The organism is Luteimonas sp. RIT-PG2_3 (genome assembly GCF_054902115.1).
Map to the genome: position 1 here is coordinate 240,917 of NZ_JBUBPF010000001.1, position 23,876 is coordinate 264,792.

At 67.5% G+C, this 23,876-nt stretch carries 17 protein-coding genes; 3 read left to right on the top strand and 14 right to left on the bottom strand.

Annotation, left to right across the window (positions count from 1 at the left end; translation table 11 throughout):
- Window positions 1-40 precede the first annotated feature (40 nt).
- The 9 genes from ACYX7E_RS01015 to ACYX7E_RS01055 all read right to left on the bottom strand — a co-directional run bounded on the left by ACYX7E_RS01015 (window position 41) and on the right by ACYX7E_RS01055 (window position 13,072).
- Window positions 41-538 carry a DUF421 domain-containing protein gene (locus ACYX7E_RS01015; RefSeq protein WP_462079044.1) on the bottom strand — a complete coding sequence of 166 codons (498 nt, stop codon included), beginning with the start codon at window positions 536-538 and terminating at the stop codon, window positions 41-43.
- A 148-nt stretch (window positions 539-686) separates the two neighbouring features.
- Window positions 687-1,181 (bottom strand): YciE/YciF ferroxidase family protein, encoded by a 495-nt coding sequence (locus ACYX7E_RS01020; RefSeq protein WP_462078671.1) that lies wholly within the window; start codon window positions 1,179-1,181, stop codon window positions 687-689.
- Between the two features lie 13 nt (window positions 1,182-1,194).
- Window positions 1,195-1,428 carry a hypothetical protein gene (locus ACYX7E_RS01025; RefSeq protein WP_462078672.1) on the bottom strand — a complete coding sequence of 78 codons (234 nt, stop codon included), beginning with the start codon at window positions 1,426-1,428 and terminating at the stop codon, window positions 1,195-1,197.
- A gap of 70 nt (window positions 1,429-1,498) precedes the next feature.
- Window positions 1,499-2,968, bottom strand: coding sequence for a serine hydrolase domain-containing protein (locus ACYX7E_RS01030; protein WP_462078673.1), 1,470 nt, complete (start codon window positions 2,966-2,968; stop codon window positions 1,499-1,501).
- A gap of 109 nt (window positions 2,969-3,077) precedes the next feature.
- Window positions 3,078-6,029 carry a TonB-dependent receptor gene (locus ACYX7E_RS01035; RefSeq protein ID WP_462078674.1) on the bottom strand — a complete coding sequence of 984 codons (2,952 nt, stop codon included), beginning with the start codon at window positions 6,027-6,029 and terminating at the stop codon, window positions 3,078-3,080.
- A gap of 472 nt (window positions 6,030-6,501) precedes the next feature.
- Window positions 6,502-8,043, bottom strand: coding sequence for an amidase (locus ACYX7E_RS01040; protein WP_462078675.1), 1,542 nt, complete (start codon window positions 8,041-8,043; stop codon window positions 6,502-6,504).
- Between the two features lie 218 nt (window positions 8,044-8,261).
- Window positions 8,262-9,323 carry a FecR family protein gene (locus tag ACYX7E_RS01045; protein WP_462078676.1) on the bottom strand — a complete coding sequence of 354 codons (1,062 nt, stop codon included), beginning with the start codon at window positions 9,321-9,323 and terminating at the stop codon, window positions 8,262-8,264.
- On the bottom strand, window positions 9,313-9,882 hold the full coding sequence (locus tag ACYX7E_RS01050; RefSeq protein WP_462078677.1) for an RNA polymerase sigma factor: 570 nt from the start codon (window positions 9,880-9,882) through the stop codon (window positions 9,313-9,315). The genes ACYX7E_RS01045 and ACYX7E_RS01050 overlap by 11 nt, the downstream gene beginning before the upstream one ends.
- 238 nt (window positions 9,883-10,120) lie before the next feature.
- Window positions 10,121-13,072, bottom strand: coding sequence for an L-glutamate gamma-semialdehyde dehydrogenase (locus ACYX7E_RS01055; RefSeq protein WP_462078678.1), 2,952 nt, complete (start codon window positions 13,070-13,072; stop codon window positions 10,121-10,123).
- 94 nt (window positions 13,073-13,166) lie between these two features.
- Here ACYX7E_RS01055 and ACYX7E_RS01060 point away from each other — a divergent pair, with 94 nt between their 5' ends.
- Window positions 13,167-13,646, top strand: a complete 480-nt coding sequence (locus tag ACYX7E_RS01060) for an Lrp/AsnC ligand binding domain-containing protein (RefSeq protein ID WP_462078679.1) — start codon at window positions 13,167-13,169, stop codon at window positions 13,644-13,646.
- Between the two features lie 10 nt (window positions 13,647-13,656).
- On the opposite strand, the gene ACYX7E_RS01065 is transcribed toward ACYX7E_RS01060, so the two are convergent.
- The 4 genes from ACYX7E_RS01065 to ACYX7E_RS01080 form a co-directional block, all read right to left on the bottom strand.
- Window positions 13,657-14,616 (bottom strand): tetratricopeptide repeat protein, encoded by a 960-nt coding sequence (locus ACYX7E_RS01065; RefSeq protein WP_462078680.1) that lies wholly within the window; start codon window positions 14,614-14,616, stop codon window positions 13,657-13,659.
- Window positions 14,617-14,768: 152 nt separating this feature from the next.
- The gene (locus ACYX7E_RS01070; RefSeq protein WP_462078681.1) at window positions 14,769-18,161 is read right to left on the bottom strand and encodes a TonB-dependent receptor domain-containing protein; all 3,393 of its coding nucleotides are present in this window, start codon (window positions 18,159-18,161) and stop codon (window positions 14,769-14,771) included.
- Between the two features lie 95 nt (window positions 18,162-18,256).
- The gene (locus tag ACYX7E_RS01075; protein WP_462078682.1) at window positions 18,257-19,231 is read right to left on the bottom strand and encodes a FecR family protein; all 975 of its coding nucleotides are present in this window, start codon (window positions 19,229-19,231) and stop codon (window positions 18,257-18,259) included.
- Window positions 19,209-19,790: an RNA polymerase sigma factor gene (locus tag ACYX7E_RS01080; protein WP_462078683.1), complete on the bottom strand. Its 582-nt coding sequence runs from the start codon at window positions 19,788-19,790 to the stop codon at window positions 19,209-19,211. The genes ACYX7E_RS01075 and ACYX7E_RS01080 overlap by 23 nt, the downstream gene beginning before the upstream one ends.
- A gap of 399 nt (window positions 19,791-20,189) precedes the next feature.
- Between ACYX7E_RS01080 and ACYX7E_RS01085 the strand changes: the two genes are divergently transcribed.
- Window positions 20,190-21,578 (top strand): amidohydrolase, encoded by a 1,389-nt coding sequence (locus ACYX7E_RS01085; protein WP_462078684.1) that lies wholly within the window; start codon window positions 20,190-20,192, stop codon window positions 21,576-21,578.
- Window positions 21,575-22,894, top strand: coding sequence for an amidohydrolase family protein (locus tag ACYX7E_RS01090; RefSeq protein ID WP_462078685.1), 1,320 nt, complete (start codon window positions 21,575-21,577; stop codon window positions 22,892-22,894). The genes ACYX7E_RS01085 and ACYX7E_RS01090 overlap by 4 nt, the downstream gene beginning before the upstream one ends.
- 142 nt (window positions 22,895-23,036) lie before the next feature.
- Here ACYX7E_RS01090 and ACYX7E_RS01095 read toward each other — a convergent pair whose 3' ends face one another.
- Window positions 23,037-23,855, bottom strand: a complete 819-nt coding sequence (locus ACYX7E_RS01095; RefSeq protein ID WP_462078686.1) for a hypothetical protein — start codon at window positions 23,853-23,855, stop codon at window positions 23,037-23,039.
- Window positions 23,856-23,876: the final 21 nt, after the last annotated feature.

Sequence of the window (23,876 nt, forward strand, 5' to 3'; positions counted from 1 at the left end):
TGCCGCTTTTCATCGGATCAGCCTAGGTCCGGCTGCCTGCTCATGACGCTGCTCCTTCCGCTCGCTGGGGTCGCTTGATGACGGTGATGTTTCCCGAGCTTTCGAGGATGGCCAACGCGATCTCCGAATGCTCGCAACAATCACCGGAGCGGCAGGCGGCACGGAAGTCTTCTTCACTGATCGACTGGCGCCGCAACTGATCCTGATCGACGATGCCATCGCGGGCAAGGACGATCGAATGTCTCTCCACAAGCCGGTCGAACCGCCGACTCCTTGCCGACAGGAATCCCACCCCCCAGTTCAGCGACAGCAAGGTCGCGGCCAGGATCAAACCGCCCAGCAGTGACTGGTCTTCGCCAATCAGGGAGTTCTGCACTGCCGTTCCGAGCAGGACGACGACGATCAGGTCGAACGGAGTGTACTGGCCTACCGTGCGCTTGCCGACGATCCTGACCATGATCAGCACCGCCACATAGACCGCCACGGCACGGATCACGAACTCCCACCATGGCATGGCGAGATCGAACAGGCGGTCCATCAACTGATCCATGACTGCTCCCGCTCAAACAAAGGCAGATCGCACAGGACAGATCGTGCGAGGTATCGGACGAGCGGGATTCGTCTTCCGGGAAGAGAACCCCGCCCGCATCACCGCACCGCGGCTGCGGTGACGATGACAACCACCGTCAGGCTGCAGCGGCCCTCTGGTTACCGCCACCTTCCGCCAACCGGGTGAGCTTGGCGTCGGTCGCCTTTTCCTCGTTCAAGGTCTCGATCAGCAACGGGAGCGCATCCTTGTATCCCAGTTGCTTGGCCAGCGCAGCCAAGGTGCCATAGGCGGCAATCTCATAATGTTCGACCTTCTGCGCGCCGCCAATCAGCGCGGCGTCGCGAATCGCGCCCTGCTCGATCGACTCGATGATCTCCTTGCCCTCTTCGACCAGGCCTTCCATCGCGGCGCATTTGATGCGCTTGAGCTTGATGCCCAGCATGCTGACGACCTTGTCCAGCCGTTCGATCTGCCCGTGGGTTTCCTCCAGGTGCGTCTCGAATCCATCCTTGAGTGCAGGATTGTCCGCTGCGCGGGCAAGCCGCGGCAGCGCCTTGGTCATTTGCCGCTCTGCGCTATGGATGTCGGAAAGTTCGTGCACGAACAGTTCTTCCAAGTTGGTGATCGCCATGTCTGCGCTCCTGTCAGGGTGGATGGAATTCCCGGCAGGTGTCGTTGCCGGGGCCGCGAACATGGATCACGTCGAGTGTCGAGGGTGTGATGCCCTGGAGCGAAGACAGGGCAGGTCGATCCGTTTCAATGCCGGTGCGCATGCGCTGGCATGGAACGTTCCACGCGCAGGCCGGATTGCGATTGGCGCTGAATACGGCGAGTGCCGGCACGCGGTCGCATTCATGCACTTGTGTCATCGCAGGCATGGACACGGCCAGCGCGTCGCGCCGATCGACACCTGCGATGCGGATGCGATGTGCCCCGGCCCATCGCGAACTACGGCGCCAACCGTACGCGGTCCGGCAGCTTGAAGTCGCGCAGCGGGACGTACTTGCTGCCCAGGCGCATCGAGGTCACGGCGCCGGCGCGGTCGAAGCTGAAGGCCACCGGCTCGCCATAGCTGCCACCGTTGCCGCCATCGACGCGCAGTGTCTGTTCGTCGACATAGGCCAGTGGGGTTGCACCGGATGCGGGGTCCGCCGACGTCGGCGAAATCATGTACAGGCGTCCGCCCAGGACGACGATGTCGACAACCGAAAAATAGGTGGCGTAGCGTCCTGTGAAGCGGCGCAGGCGCTCGGGCGACGGTGCATTCGCCACCGGCGGCTTGGCGGCCAGGTTGATCAGGTGGAAGGCACCCTGGGCCAACTGCCCGGCCGGCCCGTCGATGGCATTGGTCAGCGCCGACACGGTGATGCGCGCCTGAGGATCGACCAGGGTCATGGTGATGAAGCCCGGGAAGCCACCGCTGTGTCCGACCAGGGTGCGATCACCGATCTTGCTGATCGCCATGCCCAGGCCGTAGTGGCTGCGGCCGTCGCCGTTGGCCCACAGCGGTTGCTGCATGCGGCGCTTGGAGGCATCGCTGAGCAGGCGGTTGTCGCCGAGCGCGAGCGCGGAGAAGAAGTCCGACAGGTCGCTGGCGGTGGCATAGAAGCCGGTGGCCGCGGCCATCGCGCCGGTATCGATGTGATCGAACGGCACGCGCGTGGGTGAATAGCCAAGGCCGGTGTAGCCGGTGGCGAATTCGCCGAGGCGGCTGCGGTCGAGATCGGGTCCGGTATTGCGCAGGCCGAGCTTGTCGACGACGGCCTGCTGCAGCAGGTCGCCATAGGACTGGCCGCTGGCGGCTTCCATCACCAGGCCGAGCAGACTGTAGCCGACGTTGGAATACTTGAAGCGCTGGTTGGCGGGGATCACGGCGGCGGTCTGCGCCAGCAGTTCATCGCGCAGGCTGTCGCGATCGGGAAACACCTTGCCCAGTTGCCAGAAGTCGCTCTCGTGGCCATCGCGGATCACGCCGCTGGCATGCGACAGCAGCTCGCGCACGCTGGCGTCAGCCAGGGTCGATCCCGACGCCTTCAACCACGGCAGCCATTGTCCGGTGGTATCGTCGAGGCGCAGCTTGCCGCTTTCGACTAGTTGCATCACCGCGACCGCGGTGTAGCTCTTGGAATGCGAGGCGACGCGAAACAGGTGGGCGTTGGTCAGCGGGGTGCCGTGCTCGACGTCGGCTAATCCATAGGACCTGGCCAGCACTTCCTTGCCGTCGATGCGGACCGCGAGCTGGACACCAGGCACGCGCAGGTACTGCTGGCGAAAGCCGACCCAGTCGGCGTAGTAGTCCAGCGCGTCGCGAACGGACTGGGCGGGCTGGACAGGTGTCTGCTCGCTGGCATGGGCAACGCTGCTCAGCAGCAACAGGCAGGCAAGGCCGCCCGCAAGGATCGCGCGAAGTCTGGGCATGGTGGTCTCGTGGTGGCGCGTGGAAGGAGGGCCGGCATTCCCGGGTGGGCCAGCGGCCCTGCGGCCGCGAGGCCGCCCCGGGAATCCATGGATCGCAGGCATCAATGCCTCAGAACGTGAGGCGCGCACCGATGGAGTAGTAGCGGCCCACGACGTCGTAATACGCCGAGAACGCCGACGATGCCGGCGGCTGCTTGTCGAGCAGGTTGCTGATGTTGGAGAAGATCTCGAGATCGGAGCCGGCGAAGCTGGCGATGCGGGCATTGAAGCCAAGGTCGAAGTAGGTATAGCTGCCGATGTCGTTGTTGACGATGTCGACGGCCGCGTTGAACTTGCCGGCCGAGATGTAACGCGCACGCAGGTTCATGCCGAAAGTGTCGCCGCGGTAGGCGATGTTGTTGACCACGCGCAGCCGCGGGATACCCGGACCGGCGAAGGCCGAGCCCTGCGAACCGATGTAGCCCAGCTTGACCTCGCCGTCATCGGTGGTCAGATTGTTGATCCAGGTCGCCAGCGTGCGCCACTGCAGCCTGCCACTCGCGGACGGGAACAGCCTGTCGGCGCGCATGGTGTAGAGGATCTCGGCATCGATTCCATCGGTCTTGTATTCGGCCAGGTTGACCGGCGTCGACATCACGCGTTCGATGTTGTTGTTGGCATCGCGGGTGATCTGGCCGCACAGCGCCTGGTTACCGCGAAAGCAGCGGTTGACGACTTCCTGCACGCCCAGCGACATGATCACGTCGTTGATGGTGATGTTGAAGTAGTCGATGGACAGGTCAAGGCCTTCGACGAAGCCCGGTGTATAGGTGATGCCGAAGGTCGTGGTGTCGGCTTCTTCCGGGCGCAGGTTGGGATTGCCGCCGCCGATGACCAGGGCGGTGACGTTCTGCCCGGTCACCGGATCGGCCAGGCCATTCCAGCCGGTGGTGGCGGTAGTGAACAGCTCGGTGAGGTTGGCCGAACGGATGTCACGCGAGCGCGTGGCTCGCGCGCGCAGGCCCGGCACGATCTCATTGGTGGCACCGAGCTTCCACGACCAGATCGAGCCGGTGGTGTCGTAGTCGCTCAGGCGCGCGGCGGCGTTGAGTTCGAGCTTGTTGAAGCCGGGCACGTCGCGGACCAGCGGCACCAGGATTTCACCGAAGGCCTCCTTGACGTTGAAGGTGCCGAACATCGAGGCGTGCTTGAACGTACTGAAGGCACCGGAGGTATCGAGCACGCCGGCATGGGTCTGCTGCCATTCGCGACGGGCTTCCAGGCCCATCGCCACGGAGACGTCGCCGGCCGGCAACGACCAGGGATCACCCTGCAGACTGACGCCGCCGGCATCGAGCTTGGTCAGGGCTTCCTGGCTGGGCGCGCCGGTGACGTAGGCGATCGCCGCCGCCGACGGCGAACCGCTGCCGAACAGGTTGATCGGCACGCAGTTGGTGGTCGGGTCGGTCAATGCGACGCGGCAGACCGGCAGGCCGGAGCTCGGGCTGATCACCGAGTCCACCGCGCGCGCATAGTTGTCGCGCAGCAGGAAGCCGGGGTTGCGGATGTCCTCGCGATACTCGCCGTGGGTGTAGTACGACTTCCACTTCCAGCCCTGGCCGAGATAGCCGTCGAGCGCAAGCGTGGCTTCGGTGGTCTTGCGCTGGTAGTCGATGCGCGCGTACGCGAAATCGGAATTGAAACGCCCCATCTGGAACGTGGTCTCGCCTGCGGCGGCGAGCGCATCACGCACGCCCTGCGACAGGAAGGCGTTGTCGGCGCGGATCGTCAGCCGCGAGCTGCCACGGTTGTGGTCGCCGAACCAGGGATAGTCGTTGTACATCCGCGAGTGGCGCAGATCGAGCGTCAGCCGGGTGTCCTCGGTGATGTCGAAGTAGGCGGTCCCCATCGCGCTGTAGCGTCGTTGGGGCGTCACCAATGGACTGAAGTTGTCGGCGGTCGGGCCGTTACCGCCGACCATCGAGGTGCCGACCACGCGCCCGTACTGGAAGTCGCTCAGCGAACCATCCGGATTGAACTCCTTGCCGCGCAGCGAGCCGTTGAGGATCAGGCCGCCATAGGCGGCATCGGCGATGCTGACGCCGTGCGTCAGTACGAACCGGCCCTGTCCGTCCGACAGCGTGGCCCAGCCGGCGACATCGCTGCGACGCGAGCGCGGCACGATGCCATCGTTGTCGAGGAACTCGGCACCCACCACCATGTGGCCACGGCCGCCGAACAGTTCCTGCCCGAACGCCGCCTCGATGCGCCGCTCGTTGCTGTCACCCTGGTCGGACAGGCCGTACTGCGCGCCCAGGCGCGTCCCAGTGAAGCTGCGGTCGATGGCGATGTTGACCACGCCGCTGACCGCACCCGAACCCCAGGCTGCGGATGCGCCCCCGGTGACGATGTCGGCGCCTTTGACCATCACCGTGGGAATGGTGTTGAGATCGTTGGTGCTGGAAAAGCGGCGGCCGTCGAGCAGCACCAGGGTGCGGTTGGGGCCCAGCGCGCGCAGGTCGACCGGCGCGGAACCTGCGCTGGTGTTGGTGCCTGTGGTCTGTGGCGACACGCCGGCGCGAAACTGCGGCAGGTCATTCAGCGCTGCAGCGATATTGCTGCGCGCACCGATGCTCAACTCCTGCGCGGTCAACGTGGTGGTCGGCGTGGGCGCATCGAAGCCGGGACGATCCAGGCGCGACGACGAACCGGTGACCTGCACGGTGTCGAGCGTGGTCGCCGAGGGATCGCGACGGGCGGCACCCGGCACGGCCGGGGTCGCAGCGGGCACCTGGCGCGGCAGGCTGATCAGCACCGAGCCATCTTCTTCGGTGACATTGAGCGTGGTGCCTTCGAGCAGTTTCTCGAAGGCTTCGCGCGTCTCGAGCACGCCGCTGACACCCTGGGTGCGCAGGCCGCGCAGCTGTTCGGACGGATAGATGGCATTGACGCCGAACTGTCGCGCCAGCGCTTCGAGGGCTTCGACCAGGTCGCCTGCTGCCACCTCGACCGGTTTGGGCTCGGCGGCGACGGCTGCCGGGATCACCGGCAACGAGAGGACTGCGACGATGGCGGCGGCCATCAGGCTGGATCGAAAGCGATTCGAACGTGGCATTAAGCTTCCCCGTGACCGGCCCGGTGGTAGGCCGCTGATTACGGGATCGAACGAGCGCGCCGTTTCCGGTAACCCGATTCGATATTCCGCAGATCGTGCTGTCGTGCTTGCGCCGCACGACACTGTCGCCGCTAGGCACTGCGACCCGGCTTTGCGGACGACACGCATGGCCAGGCACGCCATGGATCGCGACAATCGCAGCCATGTTAAGGGATTTTTCGACCACGGCCTCGGGCATGACCGATGCACCGGCGCGAGCAACCACCCGCGCAGTCGTGTTCATCCCCGCGCGATCGCACGCACGCGGCACGGGCAAGCTGTCGCCGCGCACGACATACGCGCGCGGTGATTCCAATCAGGCACTCGAACCAAGGCCAGCGCATTGCACACTGCCCTGCCTTGTACGTCGCTCGCGTTCCGTCTGCGGGCGACGTCGCGCTCAGCCGCGCAATGCGACCAGCGCCTCCGGCAGGCTGGTGCCGATCCACGGCGATGCCCGTTCATAGGCATGCGCGAGCTGCAGCACCGCAAGATCGGCATGCATCGGGCCGATGATCTGCAGCCCCATCGGCAGGCGCTGCGCGCCGCCGAAGCCGGCGGGCACCGCCAGCGCCGGCAGGCCGGCCATCGTTGCCGGCAGCGTCACTTCCATCCAGCGGTGATAGCTGTCCATCTGGCGGCCGGCGATCTCGGTGGGCCAGTGCACGTCGACGTCGAACGGGAACACCTGCGCGGTCGGCAGCAGCAGGAAATCAAACTGCGTGAACGCCTTGCGGAACGCCTCGAAGATGCGCGTGCGCCCGGCCTGGGCCTCGGTGATCGCCGCGGCGGTCAGGGCATTGAAGCCATCGACTTCCCACAGCGCCTCGGGCTTCATCTGCGCGCGCCGCGCGGGGTCGGCGGCAAAGTTGCGCAGGTCGGCCCCCACCGACAGATGACGGAGCGTGACCGCCGTGCGCCACATCGCATCGGCCGGCTCGTCCAGCGTTGCGACATCAACCTGCATGCCGATCGCGCGGAACGCGGACAGAGCCTGTTCGCAGGTCGCGATCACGCCGTCTTCCATCGGCAATGCGCCACCGAGATCGCCCAGCCAGCCGATGCGTGCGTGCTTCCAGTCACGCGCCAGCGGTCGGGCGAAGATCGCTGGGTCATCCTTCAGCGCGAACGGTGCGCGCGGATCGGCACCGGCCTGGATCGACAGCATCAGGGCAAGGTCATCGACGTTGCGCGCCATCGGGCCGGAGGTCGCGTAGGTCTGGCCGAAGACATCCGTCGACGGCGCCGAGGGCACGCGCCCGAACGAGGGGCGGAAGCCGAAGACGTTGTTCCAGCCCGCGGGGTTGCGCAGCGATCCGCCGAAGTCGCTGCCATCGCCGAGCGGGGTCATCCGCAGGGCCAGGGCCACCGCGCTGCCGCCCGAGCTGCCGCCCGCCGACTTGCCCGGCGCGTAGGCATTGTGGGTCACGCCGAACAGCGGGTTGTAGCTGTGCGAACCCAGTGCGAACTCTGGCACGTTGGTCTTGCCGGTGAAGATCAGGCCGGCGCCGCGCATGCGTGACACCACCAGCGAATCGGCGGCCGGCACGTTGTCGCGCAGCAATGGCGAGCCTTGCGTGCTGAGGATGCCCTGCACCGGCGCGGTGTCCTTGACCGCATGCGGGATGCCGTGCAGCGCGCCATGGAAGCGGCCTTTCGCGGCGTCGGCATCCTGCGCGGCCGCCTGTTGCAGCAGTTGCTCCGACGCGACCGCCGAGACGATGGCATTGAAGCGTGGATTGAGCGCGGAGACCCGCGCCAGGTAGGCCTGCATCAGCTCGCGCGCGGAGACGCTGCGCGCGTGGATCGCGGCCGCCAGTTCGACCGCCGACAGGTCCAGCAGGTCGCCCGGGCGCGACAGCGCGGCTGCCGTTCCCCGCGACGCATACGCCAGCATCGCGGCGGGCGCGGCCTTCAACAACGTCCTGCGCGTCACCTGCATGCGCGTCGTTCCTTGTCCGCGTGGAGACCGGGTGCGGCAGCGTCGTGATGCCCAACCGCCAGCAGCGACGATGTTGCCGTCATCGCTACGGCGATCGGTGCGATCAGCGCAATCGCAGCGGATGAAGGGTGATGGCGTGCGTGCATGGCGTTCCCCGCGACCGGCCCGCGCAGGGGCCCTTGATCTTCAGGTCGAACGAAGGCGGCGTTTCCGGCAACTCATTTGCGCGACGCCAGCACGATACGGTCGTCCTCGGTGCGCGCCTGCACCGGGAAACCCTGCTGGACCAGGCTGACGAAGGCATCGAGCTGGTTGGCGCGGAAGATGCCGCCGATGCGCAGGTCGTCGACCGCGGCATCCTCGATGACCAGCTTGCGGGTGTTGTAGCGGTTGAACTCGGCGACGGCCTCGGCCATCGGTGTATCGCGGAACACCAGCTGGCCGGTGCGCCAACTCAGGTTCTGCGCGATCTCGCGTTCGGAGCGGCTCTGCACCAGCACGGCCTCGCCCTGGGTGCTGGCGACCATGCCGGCATCCAGCAGCGGTGCCGGGGTCGCGCCGGCCCGGCGCCCGACGGTCTCGACGCGGACGCGACCCTCGGAGACCACCACGCGCACGTCGTCGCCGTTGCGGCGCACCGAGAACGCGGTGCCGACCGCGATGATGCGCTTGTCGCCGGCCTCGACCACGAACGGCCTGGACGGATCCTTGGCCACTTCGAAGAAGGCTTCGCCCTGGCGCAGGCGCACGCGACGGTCGCTGGCGTCCATGTCGATGCGCAGCTGGCTGTCGGTATTGAGCGTGAGCCGCGAGCCGTCCGACAGTGCCACGGTTTCCATCGCGCCCACGCGCGTGGCGTAGACATTGGACGGTGGCGGCAGCAGGCGATAGGTCAGTGCCGCCAGACCAACGGCGCAGGCGAGGCTGGCGGCGATCGCCAGCACCGGCACCCGGCGGCGCGGAGACTTGGCGGCCACCTGTCCGTGCGGACGGGCGCCCGCATCGACGTCAGCATCGGCATCAACATCGAGGTCGGCGTCCGCATCGATCGCGAGTGCGGCGTCCACGCCACCGCGCTGGGCCACGCTGGGCCCGAGCAAAGCGCCAAGCCGCCCGGCTTCCTGCCAGGCACCCTTGAACCGGTAATACGCCGCGCGATGACCGGCGGACTGCGCCAGCCATGCCTCGAATGCGCATGCATCGTCCGCCGTCCACGGGCCGCCATCCTGCCGCAGCAGCCAGGCGGTCGCTTCCTGCTCGTCTTGTTGCCTACTTGCCACGACTGAACCCGATCCTGTTCCACATATCCCCGGCATCCTGTCTGCCGACCGCGCCACCGTACAACGCGTCGGCCAGCAGGCCGATGCCGCGCATCAGGTGCTTCTCCACCGTCGCTTCGGCAATACCGAGGCGCCGGGCAATCTCTTTCTGCGGAAGCTCTTCGATCCGCCGCATCCACACCACCTGCCGACATCGCAATGGCAACCGCCGGAACAGCGTGGCGAGCCGATGCATCTGCTCGCGCCCCGCGGCCTGGCGCTCGGGCGAGAGCTCGTCGATCAGCACGTTCAGGCTGTCGACGTCGGCCAGCAGGTCGAACGACACGATGCGCTCGCGGCGCACGCGGTCGACCAGCAGCTTGCGGGCGACGTCGAACAGGAACGCACGCGGTGAATGCGGGAGTTTGCGCTCGGCGGCCTCGATCACCCGGATGTAGATGTCGTGGCGGATGTCGTGGACTTCGCTGGGATGGACCCATTTGCGCGACAGGAAACGCACGAGTGCTGCCTCATGGGGCAGGATCTCGCGCTGGAACCATGTCTCGAATGCACTGTCCATCACGCCGCCGTGGAGCGCCCCTCCCGCTGGATGCAGGAGGACACGCTACCCGATGGCCGGCGTGAAATCGATTGGAGGAATCCGCGCCCCCGTTCGACGCAGCTTCCCTGGATGGGGGAACACGGTCGCGCAGCCTACCCTCGCGCTGCCCGTTGCCCGCATTCACGCGGCCCGCAGACCCCGGCACGAGGGCCGGGGCGCGGGATGGCCGGCTTGCGCCGGCCTGGCCTGCACCGGCTTAGTGGGCCGCCATCATCAGTTCGACGTCGCCGCCGGCCGCAGCCGTGTTGATGCTGACCGAGGACTCGGCGCAGAAGCGCGTCAGGTACAGCGGGCCGCCGGCCTTCGGCCCGGTGCCCGACAGGCCTTCGCCGCCGAAGGGCTGCACGCCGACCACCGCACCGATCATGTTGCGGTTGACGTAGACGTTGCCGGCGTGGGCGGCCTCGGCGATGGCATCGGCGCGCGAGTCGATGCGCGTCTGCACGCCCAGGGTCAGGCCATAGCCCAGCGCGTTGATCTGCTCGACCAGGGCGCCGACATCGCCCTTCCAGCGCACGACCTGCAGCACCGGGCCGAAGACTTCCTCGCCCGCGCGGGCGACCGAGGCGATCTCGAAGGCGACCGGCGCGATGTAGTGGGTCTGCGCCGCGCCTTCGGGCAACGGCGCGCGTGCGACCAGCTTGGCTTCGCGCTCGAGCACGCCGATCTGCTGCTGCAGGCGGGCATGCGCTTCGGCGTCGATGACCGGGCCGAGGTCGGTCGACAGCTGCGAGGGATCGCCCACGCGCAGCAGGCCGATCGCACCGCGCAGCATCTCCAGCACGCCGTCGGCGATGTCGTCCTGTACGCACAGCACGCGCAGGGCCGAGCAACGCTGGCCTGCGCTGCGGAAGGTGCTTTGCACGACTGCGTCGACCACCTGCTCGGGCAACGCGGTCGCATCGACGATCATCGCGTTGATGCCACCGGTCTCGGCGATCAGCGGCACGATCGGGCCGTCCTTGCCGGCCAGCGTGCGTGCGATCGCCTTGGCCACTGCGGTCGAGCCGGTGAAGGCGACGCCGCCGATCTTCGGGTGCGAGACCAGCGCCGCGCCGGTCTCGCCGGCACCGTAGACGCCGGCCAGCACATCGCGCGGCACGCCGCACTCGTGCAGCAGCGCGATCATCCGCGCGGCCACGCCCGGGGTCTGCTCGGCCGGCTTGGCCGCCACCGCATTGCCGGTGACCAGCGCCGCGACCACCTGTCCGGTGAAGATCGCCAGCGGGAAGTTCCACGGCGAGATGCAGACCCAGACGCCACGACCGCGCAGGCGATAGAGGTTGCGCTCGCCGGTGATGCCGCGCAGCGTGCGCGGCGCCATCAGGCCGCGCGCCTCGGCGGCGTAGTAGCGGCAGAAGTCGACCGCTTCGCGCACTTCGGAAATAGAGTCGCCCCAGGTGCGGTGGCCTTCGCGCACGATCAGCGCGCACCACTGCGCCAGATCGCGCTCGAGTGCATCGGCGGCCTTGTCGAGCACGGCCGCGCGCGCCTCGACGCCGAGCGCGTTCCAGGCCTTCTGGCCGCCATGCAGGCGGGTCACGGTGGCGTCGATGTCGGCCACGGCGGTGTCGGCCGGCACGTCCAGGCGGGTGCTGTTCCAGGCGGCCAGCAGCGGCCCGGCCAGCGCCTTGCAGGTCGGATCGGTGCCGGCAGCGTTGCGACGGTCGTCGAGGATGTCCAGCGGCAGGGTCACGCCACTGCGCTCGTCGAGCCACAGCGGCGAGCGCACCAGGTCGGCCGGGGCGACGCTTTCATCGGTGAGCTGGTGCACGAACGAGGAGTTGGCGCCGTTCTCCAGCAAGCGGCGCACCAGGTAGGCCAGCAGGTCCTTGTGCGGGCCGACCGGCGCATAGATGCGCAAGCCGACATCGGGGTACTGCTTGAGCGCTTCGGCATACACCGGCTCGCCCATGCCGTGCAGGCGCTGCAGCTCGAACGGCACGCCAGCGGTCCGCGCCATGTGCAGGATGGCGGCGATGGTGCCGGCGTTGTGGCCGGCGAACTGCGGGTAGATCTGCCCCGGCACCGCCAGCATCGCGCGGGCGCAGGCCAGGTAGGACAGGTCGGTGTGATGGCGATGGGTGAACACCGGGAACGCCTGCAGGCCAAGCTCCTGCGCGCGCTTGATCTCGTAGTCCCAATAGGCGCCCTTGACCAGGCGCACCATGAAGCGCTGGCCATGCGCGCGTGCAATGCGGGCCACTTCGTCGATGACCTCCAGCGCACGGGTCTGGTAGGCCTGCACCGCCAGGCCGAAGCCGGCCCAGGTCGGATGGGTGGCCGCGATCTCGCGTGCGACGGTCTCGAACACGTCCAGCGAGATTTCCAGGCGCTCGCTTTCCTCGGCGTCGATGGTCAGGTTGATGTCGGCATCGGCGGCGACGCGCGCCAGCTCCAGCACGCGCGGCACCAGCACGGTATTGACGTGGTCGGGCTGCAGGGCCTCGAAGCGGGCGTCGATCGCCGAGAGCTTGATCGAGACGCCGTCGGCCTGTTCCAGCGGCACGCGGCGGTCGCGCTGCGCGGCCAGGCCGGCGATCGCCGCGTGGTACTTGCGCATGTAGGCCTGGGCGTCATGCTCGGTGCGGGCGCCCTCGCCCAGCATGTCGTAGGAGAAGCGCAGGCTGTTGCGCGCCTTGCGCTGCTTGCGGGCGTCGGACTGCGCCTCGTCAAGGGTCTCGCCCATGACGAACTGGCCGCCCATCAGCTGCACCGCGCGCACGGTGGTCGCGACGACGGCCTTGGCGCCCATCTTGGCGAAGAAGCCGGCCTTCTGGCCGTCCTCGCCGAGCATCTTCTTGGACAGGCCGATGGCCTGGCTCGACAGCGTGGCCAGCCAGGACTGCGAGGCACCGGAGAAATCGGCGCGCGAGAGCTGGTCGGCGGTCAGCAGCATCGCCGTCTCGGCGTCCGGTACGCGCAGCAGCGCCTCGGCCAGGCGCATCAGGGCCAGGCCCTCGGCGCTGGACAGCGGGTATTCGCGCAGCAGGGCCTCCATCGCGAAGCTCGACGGCTTCTGCGTGCGCACCTGCCCGATCCAGCCGATGCCATCGGCACTGGCACTGGCCCAGTCCAGGCCCTCCACGCGGGACAGCAGGCCGGAGACGACGTCGGACTCGGGGCGATACGGGTTTGGCAGGCGCATGATTGACAGGTATCCGCAGGGATGTGGTGGATATCTGCCATTTTCTTTGGTATTCCGTAGAATTAATCTCCGTTAGCAGCAGGGATTCCCGGACATGAGCGAAGTTTCGACGGCGCTGGACCGCACCGACCGCAGGATCCTCTCCCTGCTGCAGCAGGACGGGCGGATCACCAACCTCAAACTGGCCGAGGCGGTGCACCTGTCGCCGACCGCGACCCTGGAGCGGGTGCGCCGGCTGACCGCCGACGGCTACATCTTGGGCTACCGCGCGCGGCTCAATCCGCAGAAGCTCGGCGCCGGCATGCTGGTGTTCGTGGAGGTGCAACTCGACCGCACGACGCCGCACACGCTGGAGGAGTTCAAGCAGGCGGTGAAGGACCGGCCGGAGGTCATGGAATGCCATCTGGTCGCCGGCGGCTTCGACTACCTGATCAAGCTGCGCGCCTCGGACATGGATGACTACCGCCAGATCGCCGGGCGCGTGCTGTGGCAGCTGCCCGGCGTGCGCGAGACCCGCACCTACGCGGTCATGGAAGAGGTCAAGAACAGCGCCGACATCTACCTGGGCGTGTAGCGCGCGGTCGCTACTGCATGCGGCTCAGGTCGGCTTCCGCGGCGATGTAGCCGAAGGCGTTCCACGCGGTGCCGGCCACGATGCGGTCGAGCACAGCCCTGGCCTTGTCGGGCTGGCCGGTGACCAGGTAGTAGTTCGCCACGCCGTAGCCCTGGGTGGCCAGGTCGGTGCCGTCGGCGGTCGCGGGATCGAGCAGGCGGTCGGGCGTTTCCAGGCCCTTGTACATCAGCAGCCGCCGGTGATAGCTGTCGTTCTCCAGCAGCGGCATGTCGGGGGTGATGCGATCCAGCAACGCCATCGCCTCGTCCTTGCGCCCCAGCCGCATCAGGCTCATCCACATCCAGTCGCTGACGGCGACGATGGAATCGTTGTTGTTCGCGGCCTCGGTCTTGAGCAGTTCGCGATACGCCGCCAGCGCGCCTTCGTAGTCGCCTTGCAGGTAATGCACCAGGCCCAGGTGGTACCAGGTGTTGTAGGCGAGCGTGGTGCGCGGCTGGTTGGCGCGGTTGGGCATGCCATCGGGTTCGATCTCGTCGGTCTTGCCCACGATCAGCTCCGCGGCCCGCTCGAGATCGGCCTGCGCACGAGGGAAGTCGCGCACGGTGATGTAGCGGTGGCCTCGATGGCGATAGAACCGGGCGTCGTCCGGAAAGCGTTCGATGCCCTGCGTGAACGCATCGATCGATTCGCGGTAGCGCCACAGGTAGCCCAGGCGCCGGCCGACCCAGATCAGCGCTTCGGGATCGTCGGGATGCTGGCGCAAGGCCTCACGGGCGGCGGCGAGGTCTGCTTCGAGCTTGGCCGCATTGGGCAGCGGATCGGGCGCGCTCAGTGGCCCGCCGGTCAGGGCGGTGACCTCGGATGGACGCGGGCCTGCCTGGGCGGCAGGTGCCACGGGTGTCGCGGCCTGCGCGACGAGGCCGGCGGATGCGGCGATCGCCAGCAATGCGGACAGGAGGATGCGGATCATGGTGTTCTCCGGGGTCGGGAGCATGGCAGCTGGCGCAGGAGGAAGGACTTGCAAGAAAATCGTGCGCGCGGGCTGTGCGCGTGGCACGGATCGCGCGCCACCGTCCTGCGCTGCAGGACGGTGGTTGCGGATGCCGGTGGATCCGACGACCGTCAGAACTCCTTGGTCACGTTGACGTACCAGTAGCGCGGCGTGCCGGTGTACAGCAGCGGCAGGTAGCCGCGCGTATCGCTGGAGATCGGCGGACGACGCCCCTCGATGTTGTTGACGCCCAGCTTGATCGAGGTCCCCGACAACCAGCCGTCGCCGTTGTCGAAGCTGTACTTGATATGGCCGTTCCAGTACGTGGAGGAGCCCGGCTCGTAGTATCCGATGCTGTCGCGCAGGAAGTTCTCGTAGTAGTTGCCGGTGTAGCGCGCGGTCAGGCCGGTCTGGACATTGCCCATCGACCAGGTCGCGATGCCGGTCCACTTCCACTTGGGCTTGCCGTTGATCATCAGCAGGTCGCCGCCGCCGACGATGGTGGTCGCGGCATTGATGGTGCCGGCGTTGCGGGCATCGACCAGCACCTGCACGTCGGGCGAGACCTCCCGGTAGAACTCGATGAGCCGGGTGCCGTTGACGCCGAGGCTGAAGGTGCCGAAGGCGGTTTCCTGAGACTGCCAGTCCACCGCGAAATCGACGCCGCGCACGCGTTGCGGCAGCAGGTTGACGAACTGCTCTTCCAGGTAGAGCACCTCGCCCACGGGCGCCAACCCGGTTCCCGCGAAGCGCGCGATGTCGTCGGGGTTGGGGGCCGCGCGGACCACGGCGGGGTTGGAGCTGCCCTGCACGCGCAGCAGGTAGTCGAGCGCGAGATGGTTGGTATCGCCGTACATGCCGATGATGCCTTCCTGCTCGTACTTGAAGTAGTCGACCGACATGCGCAGCTTGCCGAACCACTCGGGCAGGAACTTCGGCTCGAAGACGATGCCACCGCTGACGTTGTCGGAGGTTTCCGGCTTCAGGTCGGGATTGCCCATGCGGTTGCCGGAAATGCCGTAGTTGATCGCGCAGGCGGCAAAGTTCGCCAGGCTGCCGTTGCGGACGTCGGCCTCGCACAGCAGCGGATCGATGCGGCCGTTGGTGCGCACGATCATCGCGGCATTCATCTGCTCGAGGTTGGGCGCGCGGAAGGCCTTCGACCAGGAACCGCGGATGCTCAGTCCGTCCAGGATGTCCCAGCCGATGGCGATCTTGGGCTTGGAGACATTGCCGAAATCGCTGTAGTGCTCGGCGCGGCCGGCGATCTGCATGTCCAGCCGGCGCACGAACGGGATGTTCCAGTCCGGCGACACCAGCGGCAGGTAGAGCTCGGCATAGACGCCGCTGACGGTACGCTTGCCGTACGTGTCCGGGGTCGGGCTGACGCCGAACATGTCGCCCGGATAGGCCACGCCGGACCGGCTGTTCCAGGTGATGGAGCCGTCGACGCGCGGGTCGCGGTCGTCGAGCTGGGTTTCGCGACGCACTTCGACGCCGGTCGCGAGGCCGATGTCGCCGGCCGGGATCGAGAACAGGTCCGGGCGCGACGCCTTGAAGTCCCACAGCGCCAGCGTGCTCTTGGTCGCGCGCACGGCATTGAAGGTGACCGAATCGATGACCGCATCGCTGTTGATGCTGGTCGCGAACGGGTTGTAGGCATCGGGCGTCGACAGCGCCATCGAGCGTTCCAGCGCGGTGGAGCTGATCGCGTTCATGCTGTCGGTCGCGGTGGCCTGCGAATACAGCAGCGCGGTCTCCCAGTCGAAGCCGAAGTGCAGGCCACGCAGTCCGACCAGGGCGCGGTACTGCTTGTGGTCGACGTCGACGATGGTCGGGCGCTCCATCTTGATGCCGCGGATCGCGATGTCGATACCTTCGACCGGGACGTTCAGGCCTGGAAGGCGATTCGGGTTGGGCATGCCATTGGGCAGGGTCACCGCACCGAAGGGGTTCCAGTAGTTGCTGGCGGCGACGATCGCCACCTGCGCGCTGATGCTGCTGGCGGTGGGCTGCCACATGTGCGAGCGCGAGCGGTAGTAGCCGAGCTCGCTGAACAGGCCGATACCGTTGTCGAAATCGTACTTGGAGGTGGCGAACAGGTTGACGCGGTTGAATTCCGGGTCGAACGAGGACGGGAATTCTTTCTGCGAATCCCAGCGCAGGTTCGCATCGGCACCGGCGACGTCCTGCGAGCCATCGTCGATGCAGGTCCCGGCGGTCAGCTGGACGATGCAGCCGGCATTGGTCGTGGGCTGGGTATGGAAGAACCCTGCCGTGGTGGTCAACGCGACGCCGTTCTGCGAGACGCCACCCGGCTGCAGCGCGGTCAGGTTGGCGAATCGCGAGTAGCCGCCCAGCGTGCGGTTCAGGCTGCCATAGCCTTCGAAACGGGTGCCGACGAAATCGAACCGGCGATCGCGCGTCGCCGTCCACCACTGGTCCTGCGAGTCGAGCCCGCTGCTGTCCTGCAGCGTGTATGCCAGCGTGACGTTGCCGCGCAGGTCGTGGAAGTTGTGCCCCCACAGACCGCTGATCATGCGGTCGCGCAGGCCCGTGCCTTCGCCGAAGCCATACTGCATGCTGATGGAAGCGCCGTCGTAGTCGTCGCGCAGCACGTTGTTGACCACGCCGGCCACGGCGTCCGCGCCATAGATCGCCGAGGCGCCATTGAGCAGGACGTCGACGCGGGCCAAGCCCGGCACCGGGATGGTGTTGACGTTGTAGGCGAACACCGGCACCGCGTTCTCGTCGCCCTGGCTGGTCGGGTGCAGCACGGTGCGCCTGCCGTTGATCAGCAGCAGCGTATTGCCCGGCCCCAGGTTGCGCAGGTTGGCGCCGGAGATGTCGCCACGCGCGAAGTTGCTGCTGCTGGTGCCGTTGCCGCTGTGGAACGTGACATCGCCCATCTGCGGGATCGAGCGGTAAAGGTCGTCGCCGTTGACGGCGCCGGTCGCCTCGATCTGCTCCGGGCGGATGCCGAGCGAGGGCAGCAGGGTTTCCGAGGCGGCCGCGCGCTTGATCTGCGTGCCGATGACCTCGACCTTGTCGAGCGTCGACACCCGCGGCGGTTGCGGCGCGCGCACGGGCTCGCTGGCCACCGCCGCCGGCGCTGCCTGCATCGCCATGCTGACGACCGGCGCAATGGCCGCCGCGTTGCTCCGGTGCGACACGCCGCCCAGCGATGCCGTCATCGGCAGCGACGCCCGCAGCGCGATCGTGTGGCCGTCGTCGGACGCGATGGAGATGCCAGTGCCGTCGAGCAGCATCGCCAGCACTTCGCGCGGAGGCAGCGTGCCCTTGATCGGCTTGGTGCGGATATGGCCGACGCCTTCGTTGGGCGCGACGATCTGCAGTCCGGCCTGTCGGCCGAACTCGGGCAGCACCGACCGCAGCTCCGCGGTCTTCAGGTCGAAGGCCCTGTCCTGGGCCACGGCCGGTGCGGCCATCGCCGCGCTGCCTGCGCACAATGCCAACGCGATCGATCGGCACAACAGCTTGGCCGCCATCTTGCTCCGCTTCATATGGTGTTCCCCGTAATGTTCAAGTCGTTCAAATTCAGGACATCGATCCGGACCACGAGGCTCGAGCGCGGCTGCCGCAACCCACCTTGTTCAGATCACCATGACGCGCGCAGGTACACTCCCTCCGGCGCCTTTTCCACTTGCAATCCCAGGCTCGCCGCGACCGCGGTCGCGAATCCTTCCGGATCGGCGGACGAGTACACGCCCACCACGCGCAGCGAGGCGACATTCGGATCGTCGATCAGGATGCGCACCGCGCTGTATCGCGAGAACTCCATCGCGGCGTCGCCAAGGGTTTCGCCCTCGAACGAGATGAAGCCTTCGCGCCAGATCAGGCGGCGCTGGGTTTCGTGCTCGCTCAACGGCTCGACCCGCAGCCGGCGGTCGATGCTGGCAATGGCCGCATGGTTGGCGCTCACGCGCACAGGCTCGATCAAGCTGTCGGGCTTGCGGATGTCGACGATGCCCTCGTTGACCAGCACCATGAAGGCCTCGCCCGCATCCTTGCGCACGCTGAAGCTGGTGCCTACGGCGACGACGTCGACGGTGCCGGTCCTGACCCGGAACGGTCGCGACGCGTCCTTGGTGACCGTTACCAGCGTCTCGCCCCGCAACAGTTCCACCCTGCGCTCGTCGCGCCGATAGCGGACCATGACCTCGGTATCCGAGTTGAGCGTCATCACCGAGCCGTCCTGCAGCGGCACGCGCAACACCTGGCCGATGCCGGTGCGGTAGTGCGTCCCCGCACTTTCCATCAGCAACGGACGCAGCCCGAAGGCGACCACCGCGAGCACTGCCGCCACCGCGAACGAACGCAGCCAACGGTACCTGCCGCTGCGCGACGCACGCCGGTCCTGGCGCCGCGGCTCCTGCCCGAACCCGCGCCCCAGCGCACTCGCCCGCCCCGCGCGCAGGAACACCGCCTGCGCACGGATGTAGGCGCCACGGTGGCGCGGGTCGGCGGCCAGCCACTGGTCGCGCTCCGCCAGCGCATCGGTCTCGAGTGCGCCCCTGTCCTCGCGTGCGACCCAGGCGGCCGCGACGTCGTCAATATTCGCCGCGCTGTTCATTGTGTTCGATCCGTTGTGCATACGCTTCGACGCTCCCTTGTCGCAGGGGGCCAGCCCCGTGCTTCATTTCCTCCGTCAACACCCTCAACCCCTTGCAGATGTGCTTCTCGACCGTGTTCTCGCTGATCCCCATGCGATCCGAGATCTCGCGCTGCGACAGGCCATGCACCTTGCGCAGCACGAAGGCCTGCCGGCATTTCTCCGGCAACGCGAGGATCAATGCGGCGATGCGTCGCAATTCATCGCCGGCGACCGCGTGGCGCTCGGGGTCGAAGTCGTCGCGTGCGGCATCGAGCTTGTCGAGTTCGGCAACCGTCTCGAACGACACCACCTGCGCCCGCCGTACCTGCTGCAGCACCACCGACTGCGCACTGGTGAAGAAATAGCCGCGGGGGTCGGTGATGTGCGACACCTCGGCCAGCCCGGCCAGCACCGCGTAGGTCTCCTGCACGATGTCGTCGAGCTCGAACGAGCGCGGCATGCGTCGTCGCAGCCATGCCCGCAGGTCCGGCTCGTGCGGAAGAATGTGATCAGCGATCCATTGCGCACGTGCGCTCATCTGTTTCCACGCCCCCCGCTGATTGGCCCATCACCCCGGATTCCGCATCGCCCCGGCCGGTTCGGCCGAAGGCGCACGTCGTTGTCACGTCTACTTTGTTGCCCAGCCTGCGCCGTTGCACCGCCTGCGCCTTTGCCCCACGTCTTCTGTCACCTGCGCCGCCCCTGACCCGGCATGCCGTTTCCAGCGCTTCCTGATTGAACACGATGCGCGGACGAGAACTTTCCGCCATCGGCAGTGCAAGAAAAGACGACGGCCTGCCTTGTGGAAGCCGCCCGTCCGGGCGACTGGCGGAAACCCCGCCCCCGCGCATCCCTTCAAAGGCTCCCCGTGCTGCCTTGCGCATCCGTCCTGGCAGCGGGGATCCACCATGCCGTCGTTCTCACCGGGGAGATTCTCATGCTTCGAACGTTGACCGCCGCAATTGCCGTCGGTTTGTTGGCTGCTTGCGCGCACACGGCGCCAGGGACCGCGCGCCCATCGGGATCCGCGTCCGGCTCGGCTGATTTTGTCGGCGATGCCTATGCCAGCACCTATCGCCCGATCGCGTCCCCCCCGGTCCTGATCACCAATGCCACCGTACTGGTCGGCAACGGGCAGCGACTGGAAGGCGCCGACGTCCTGCTGCGCGACGGCAAGATCGTGCAGGTCGGCGCGGGCCTGGCCGCTCCGGCGGATGCGATCCGGGTCGATGGCACGGGCAAATGGGTGACGCCTGGCCTCATCGACGCGCATTCACATTTGGGCGTCTACCCCAATCCCGGCGTCCGCTCGCACAGCGACGGCAACGAGATGACCGCACCGGTCACCGCGCATGTCTGGGCCGAGCATTCGATCTCGCCACAGGATCCGGGTTTCGCGACGGCGCTGGCCGGCGGCGTGACCGCGCTGCAGGTGCTGCCGGGCTCGGCCAATCTGATCGGCGGCCGGACGGTGACACTGAAGAACGTCGCCGCCACCACGATGCAGGCCATGAAATTCCCCGGCGCGCGACAGGGCCTGAAGATGGCCTGCGGCGAGAACCCCAAGCGTGTCTACGGCCAGAAGGGCGGCCCGGCCACGCGGATGGGCAATGTCGCCGGCTACCGCGCCGCCTTCATCGAGGCGCAGGACTACGCGAACAAGCGCGGCGGATCGGATCCGGGCAAGCGCGACCTCAGGCTGGACACGCTGGCGGCGGCCATGAATGGCGACATCCTGGTGCACATCCATTGTTATCGCGCCGACGAGATGGCGCTGATGATGGACATGGCCGACGAGTTCGGCTTCCGCATCGCCGCGTTCCACCACGGCGTGGAGGCTTACAAGATCGCCGACGAGATCGCGCGCGAGGGCATCTGCGGCGCCCTGTGGGCCGACTGGTGGGGCTACAAGATGGAAGCGTGGGACAGCGTGCAGGAGAACGTGGCCATCGTCGATCGCGTCGCCAACAGCTGCGCCATCGTGCATTCCGATTCCGAGGAAGGCATCCAGCGGCTCAACCAGGAAGCCGCGAAAGTCATCGCCAATGCGCGGCGTGCCGGCATGGGGGAGATCTCGCCCGAGCATGCGATCCGCTGGCTGACCCAGAACCCGGCCAAGGCGCTGGGCGTACTTGAACGGACCGGAACGCTGGAGGCGGGCAAGATGGCGGACGTGGTGCTGTGGAACGGCAATCCTTTTACTGTGTATGCGCATGCCGAGAAGGTCTGGATCGACGGTGCGAACCTCTACGACCGCAACGATCCTTCGCGACAACCGGTCGCCGACTTCCTGCTCGGCCAGGTCGCCGCGGGAGGTGCGCGATGAGCCGCCACCCGACGCGTCGCATCGCGGCCACGGTCACGGGCCTGTTCGCGCTGTGCGCGGCTCTGGGCAGCCCGGCGCAGGACCTGCTGATCCGCAATGCCACCGTGCATACCGCGACCGAACGCGGCACCCTGCAGGCGACCGATGTGCTGGTCCAGGGCGGGCGGATCGCCGCGATCGGCAAGGGGCTCGGCGCCCCCGCGGGCGTGCAGGCGATCGATGCCGCCGGCAAGCCGCTGTCACCGACGTTGTTCGGCGGTATCACCGGACTCGGCATCGAGGATGTGTCGATCGAAGAAGCCACGCGCGATACAGCGCTGGCACTCGGCGATGGACCCAAGGACATGGTGGTGCGTCCCGAGTTCGACGTGACGCTGGCCTATAACCCCGATTCGCTGGTCGTGCCGGTGGCGCGCGTGGAAGGCATCGGATTCACGCTGCTGACCGCCAACAGCACGCCGGGCGGTTCGATCGTCGGCGGCCAGGGCGGCGTGGTCCGCCTCGATGGCAGCATCGATGCGCTGACGCCGCGCGTGCTGTTCCTGGCGTTGGGCAGCGCGGCGTCACCGTTGACCGGTTCGTCGCGCGCGGCGCAATGGATGCTGCTCGATCAACTGGCCGATGAGGCACGCGGCCGGCTTGCGGCCAACGATGAGGCCACGCTGTTGACGCCGGCCGGACGCGCGACGCTGCGTCGCTATCTGGATGGCGGCGGCCGCGTCGTGGTCCGCGTCGAACGCGCGTCCGACATCCGGCAATTGCTGCGCTGGTCGAAGCGCCAGGGCGTCCTGATCGCGATCGCCGGCGGCGCCGAAGCATGGAAGCTCGCACCGGAGATCGCCGCGGCCGACGTGCCGGTGTTCGTCGACGCACTGGCGAACCTGCCGACCGATTTCGACCAGATCGGCGCGACCCTGGAGAACGCGGCCCGCCTGAGCGCTGCCGGCGTACGCGTGAGCTTTACCCAGTCCGGCTACGCATCCCACAGCGCGCGCAAGATCCGCCAGCACGCCGGCAACGCCGTCGCCAACGGATTGCCGTGGGAAACAGGCCTCGCCGGCCTGACCCGCGTGCCCGCGGAAACCTTCGGTGTGGCCGACCAGGTCGGCAGCATCGCCGTCGGCAAGCGGGCCGACCTGGTGCTGTGGAGCGGAGACCCGCTGGATGTCGCGCATACCGCGCAGCAGGTGTGGTTCAGCGGTCGCGCGGCATCGATGCGTTCGTTCCAGACCGAACTGCGGGATCGCTACCTGCCACCGGCCCCGTCACCGGAAGCCGGCGGTTTGCCGCGCGCGTATCCGGCACGGGTGCGCTGAGCGGGCGGTCGAACAGCGATCGCGCTGCGCACGGTGCCGCGGCACCGTGCGCAGCGGCTTTGATCGCGAGGTCTTGCGGAACGGCAACGTGATGAGGCGGCTGCAACGATCACGCCACAGGCCAGCCACTTTCACGCATACGTCAGTCGCGCGGCGTCTCGCCTGGCTGCTCGTCTTCCGACGGCACTTCGGGCTCCTGCGCATCGGTTTGCGGCGCAGACACCGGCACCCTCGATTGCACGGGCGGCAGGTCGGGTCCCGTCGCGGCCTGGATCTCGCCGACGGTGACGCGACCGACGCGTGCCTGGGACCAGGTCGCGTCATGCCACTGCTGGTACTGGTCGGGATCCCAGTAGCGCGGGTCGTAGTACTTGGAACCGTCGATCTGCTCCATACCGCTGGGGCTGGGCACCAGGATCTGCACATAGCCGACAAAGCCCGTGCGACTGCCGGTCATGCGCTTGCGCTCGCGCCGCAGCACGGTGGCGATGCGCGGCTTGGCGGCGGCATCGCCATAACGGGCGTACAGCGCCTGGCCCTCGCTCAGCGCTCGCTCGCGCTCGGCTTCATCCAGGCCAGCCCAGTAGCGCTCGCGCAGGCCGAGGAATCCGGCATAGCCACGCTCGGCGGCCAGATCCATCCAAGCATAGGCCAGGGCCTTGTCCTGCGGCTGGCCCTGCCCGGTCCACAACATCTCGGCCACCATGCCCTGCGACGGCTTGTCGGCGTAAAAGCCCGCGCGCATAAAGAACTTCAACGCATCCTCGTGCTTGCCCTGCTTCATGCGCTCCAGGCCGAGCAGACGGAAACGCAGGTCCGGATGCGCGTTCAGGAAACCGGCGCGAATCACCAGCGGATCCTCGGTGGGATCGGGCGGCAGCGTGCGCGTCTGCGCGTGGGTCGCGGAGCTCGCGACCGCCAACACCAGCAGCATTAGGAGACGAAGGGAGGTCGATGTCATGTCGAAAGCCCAGCATTGCGG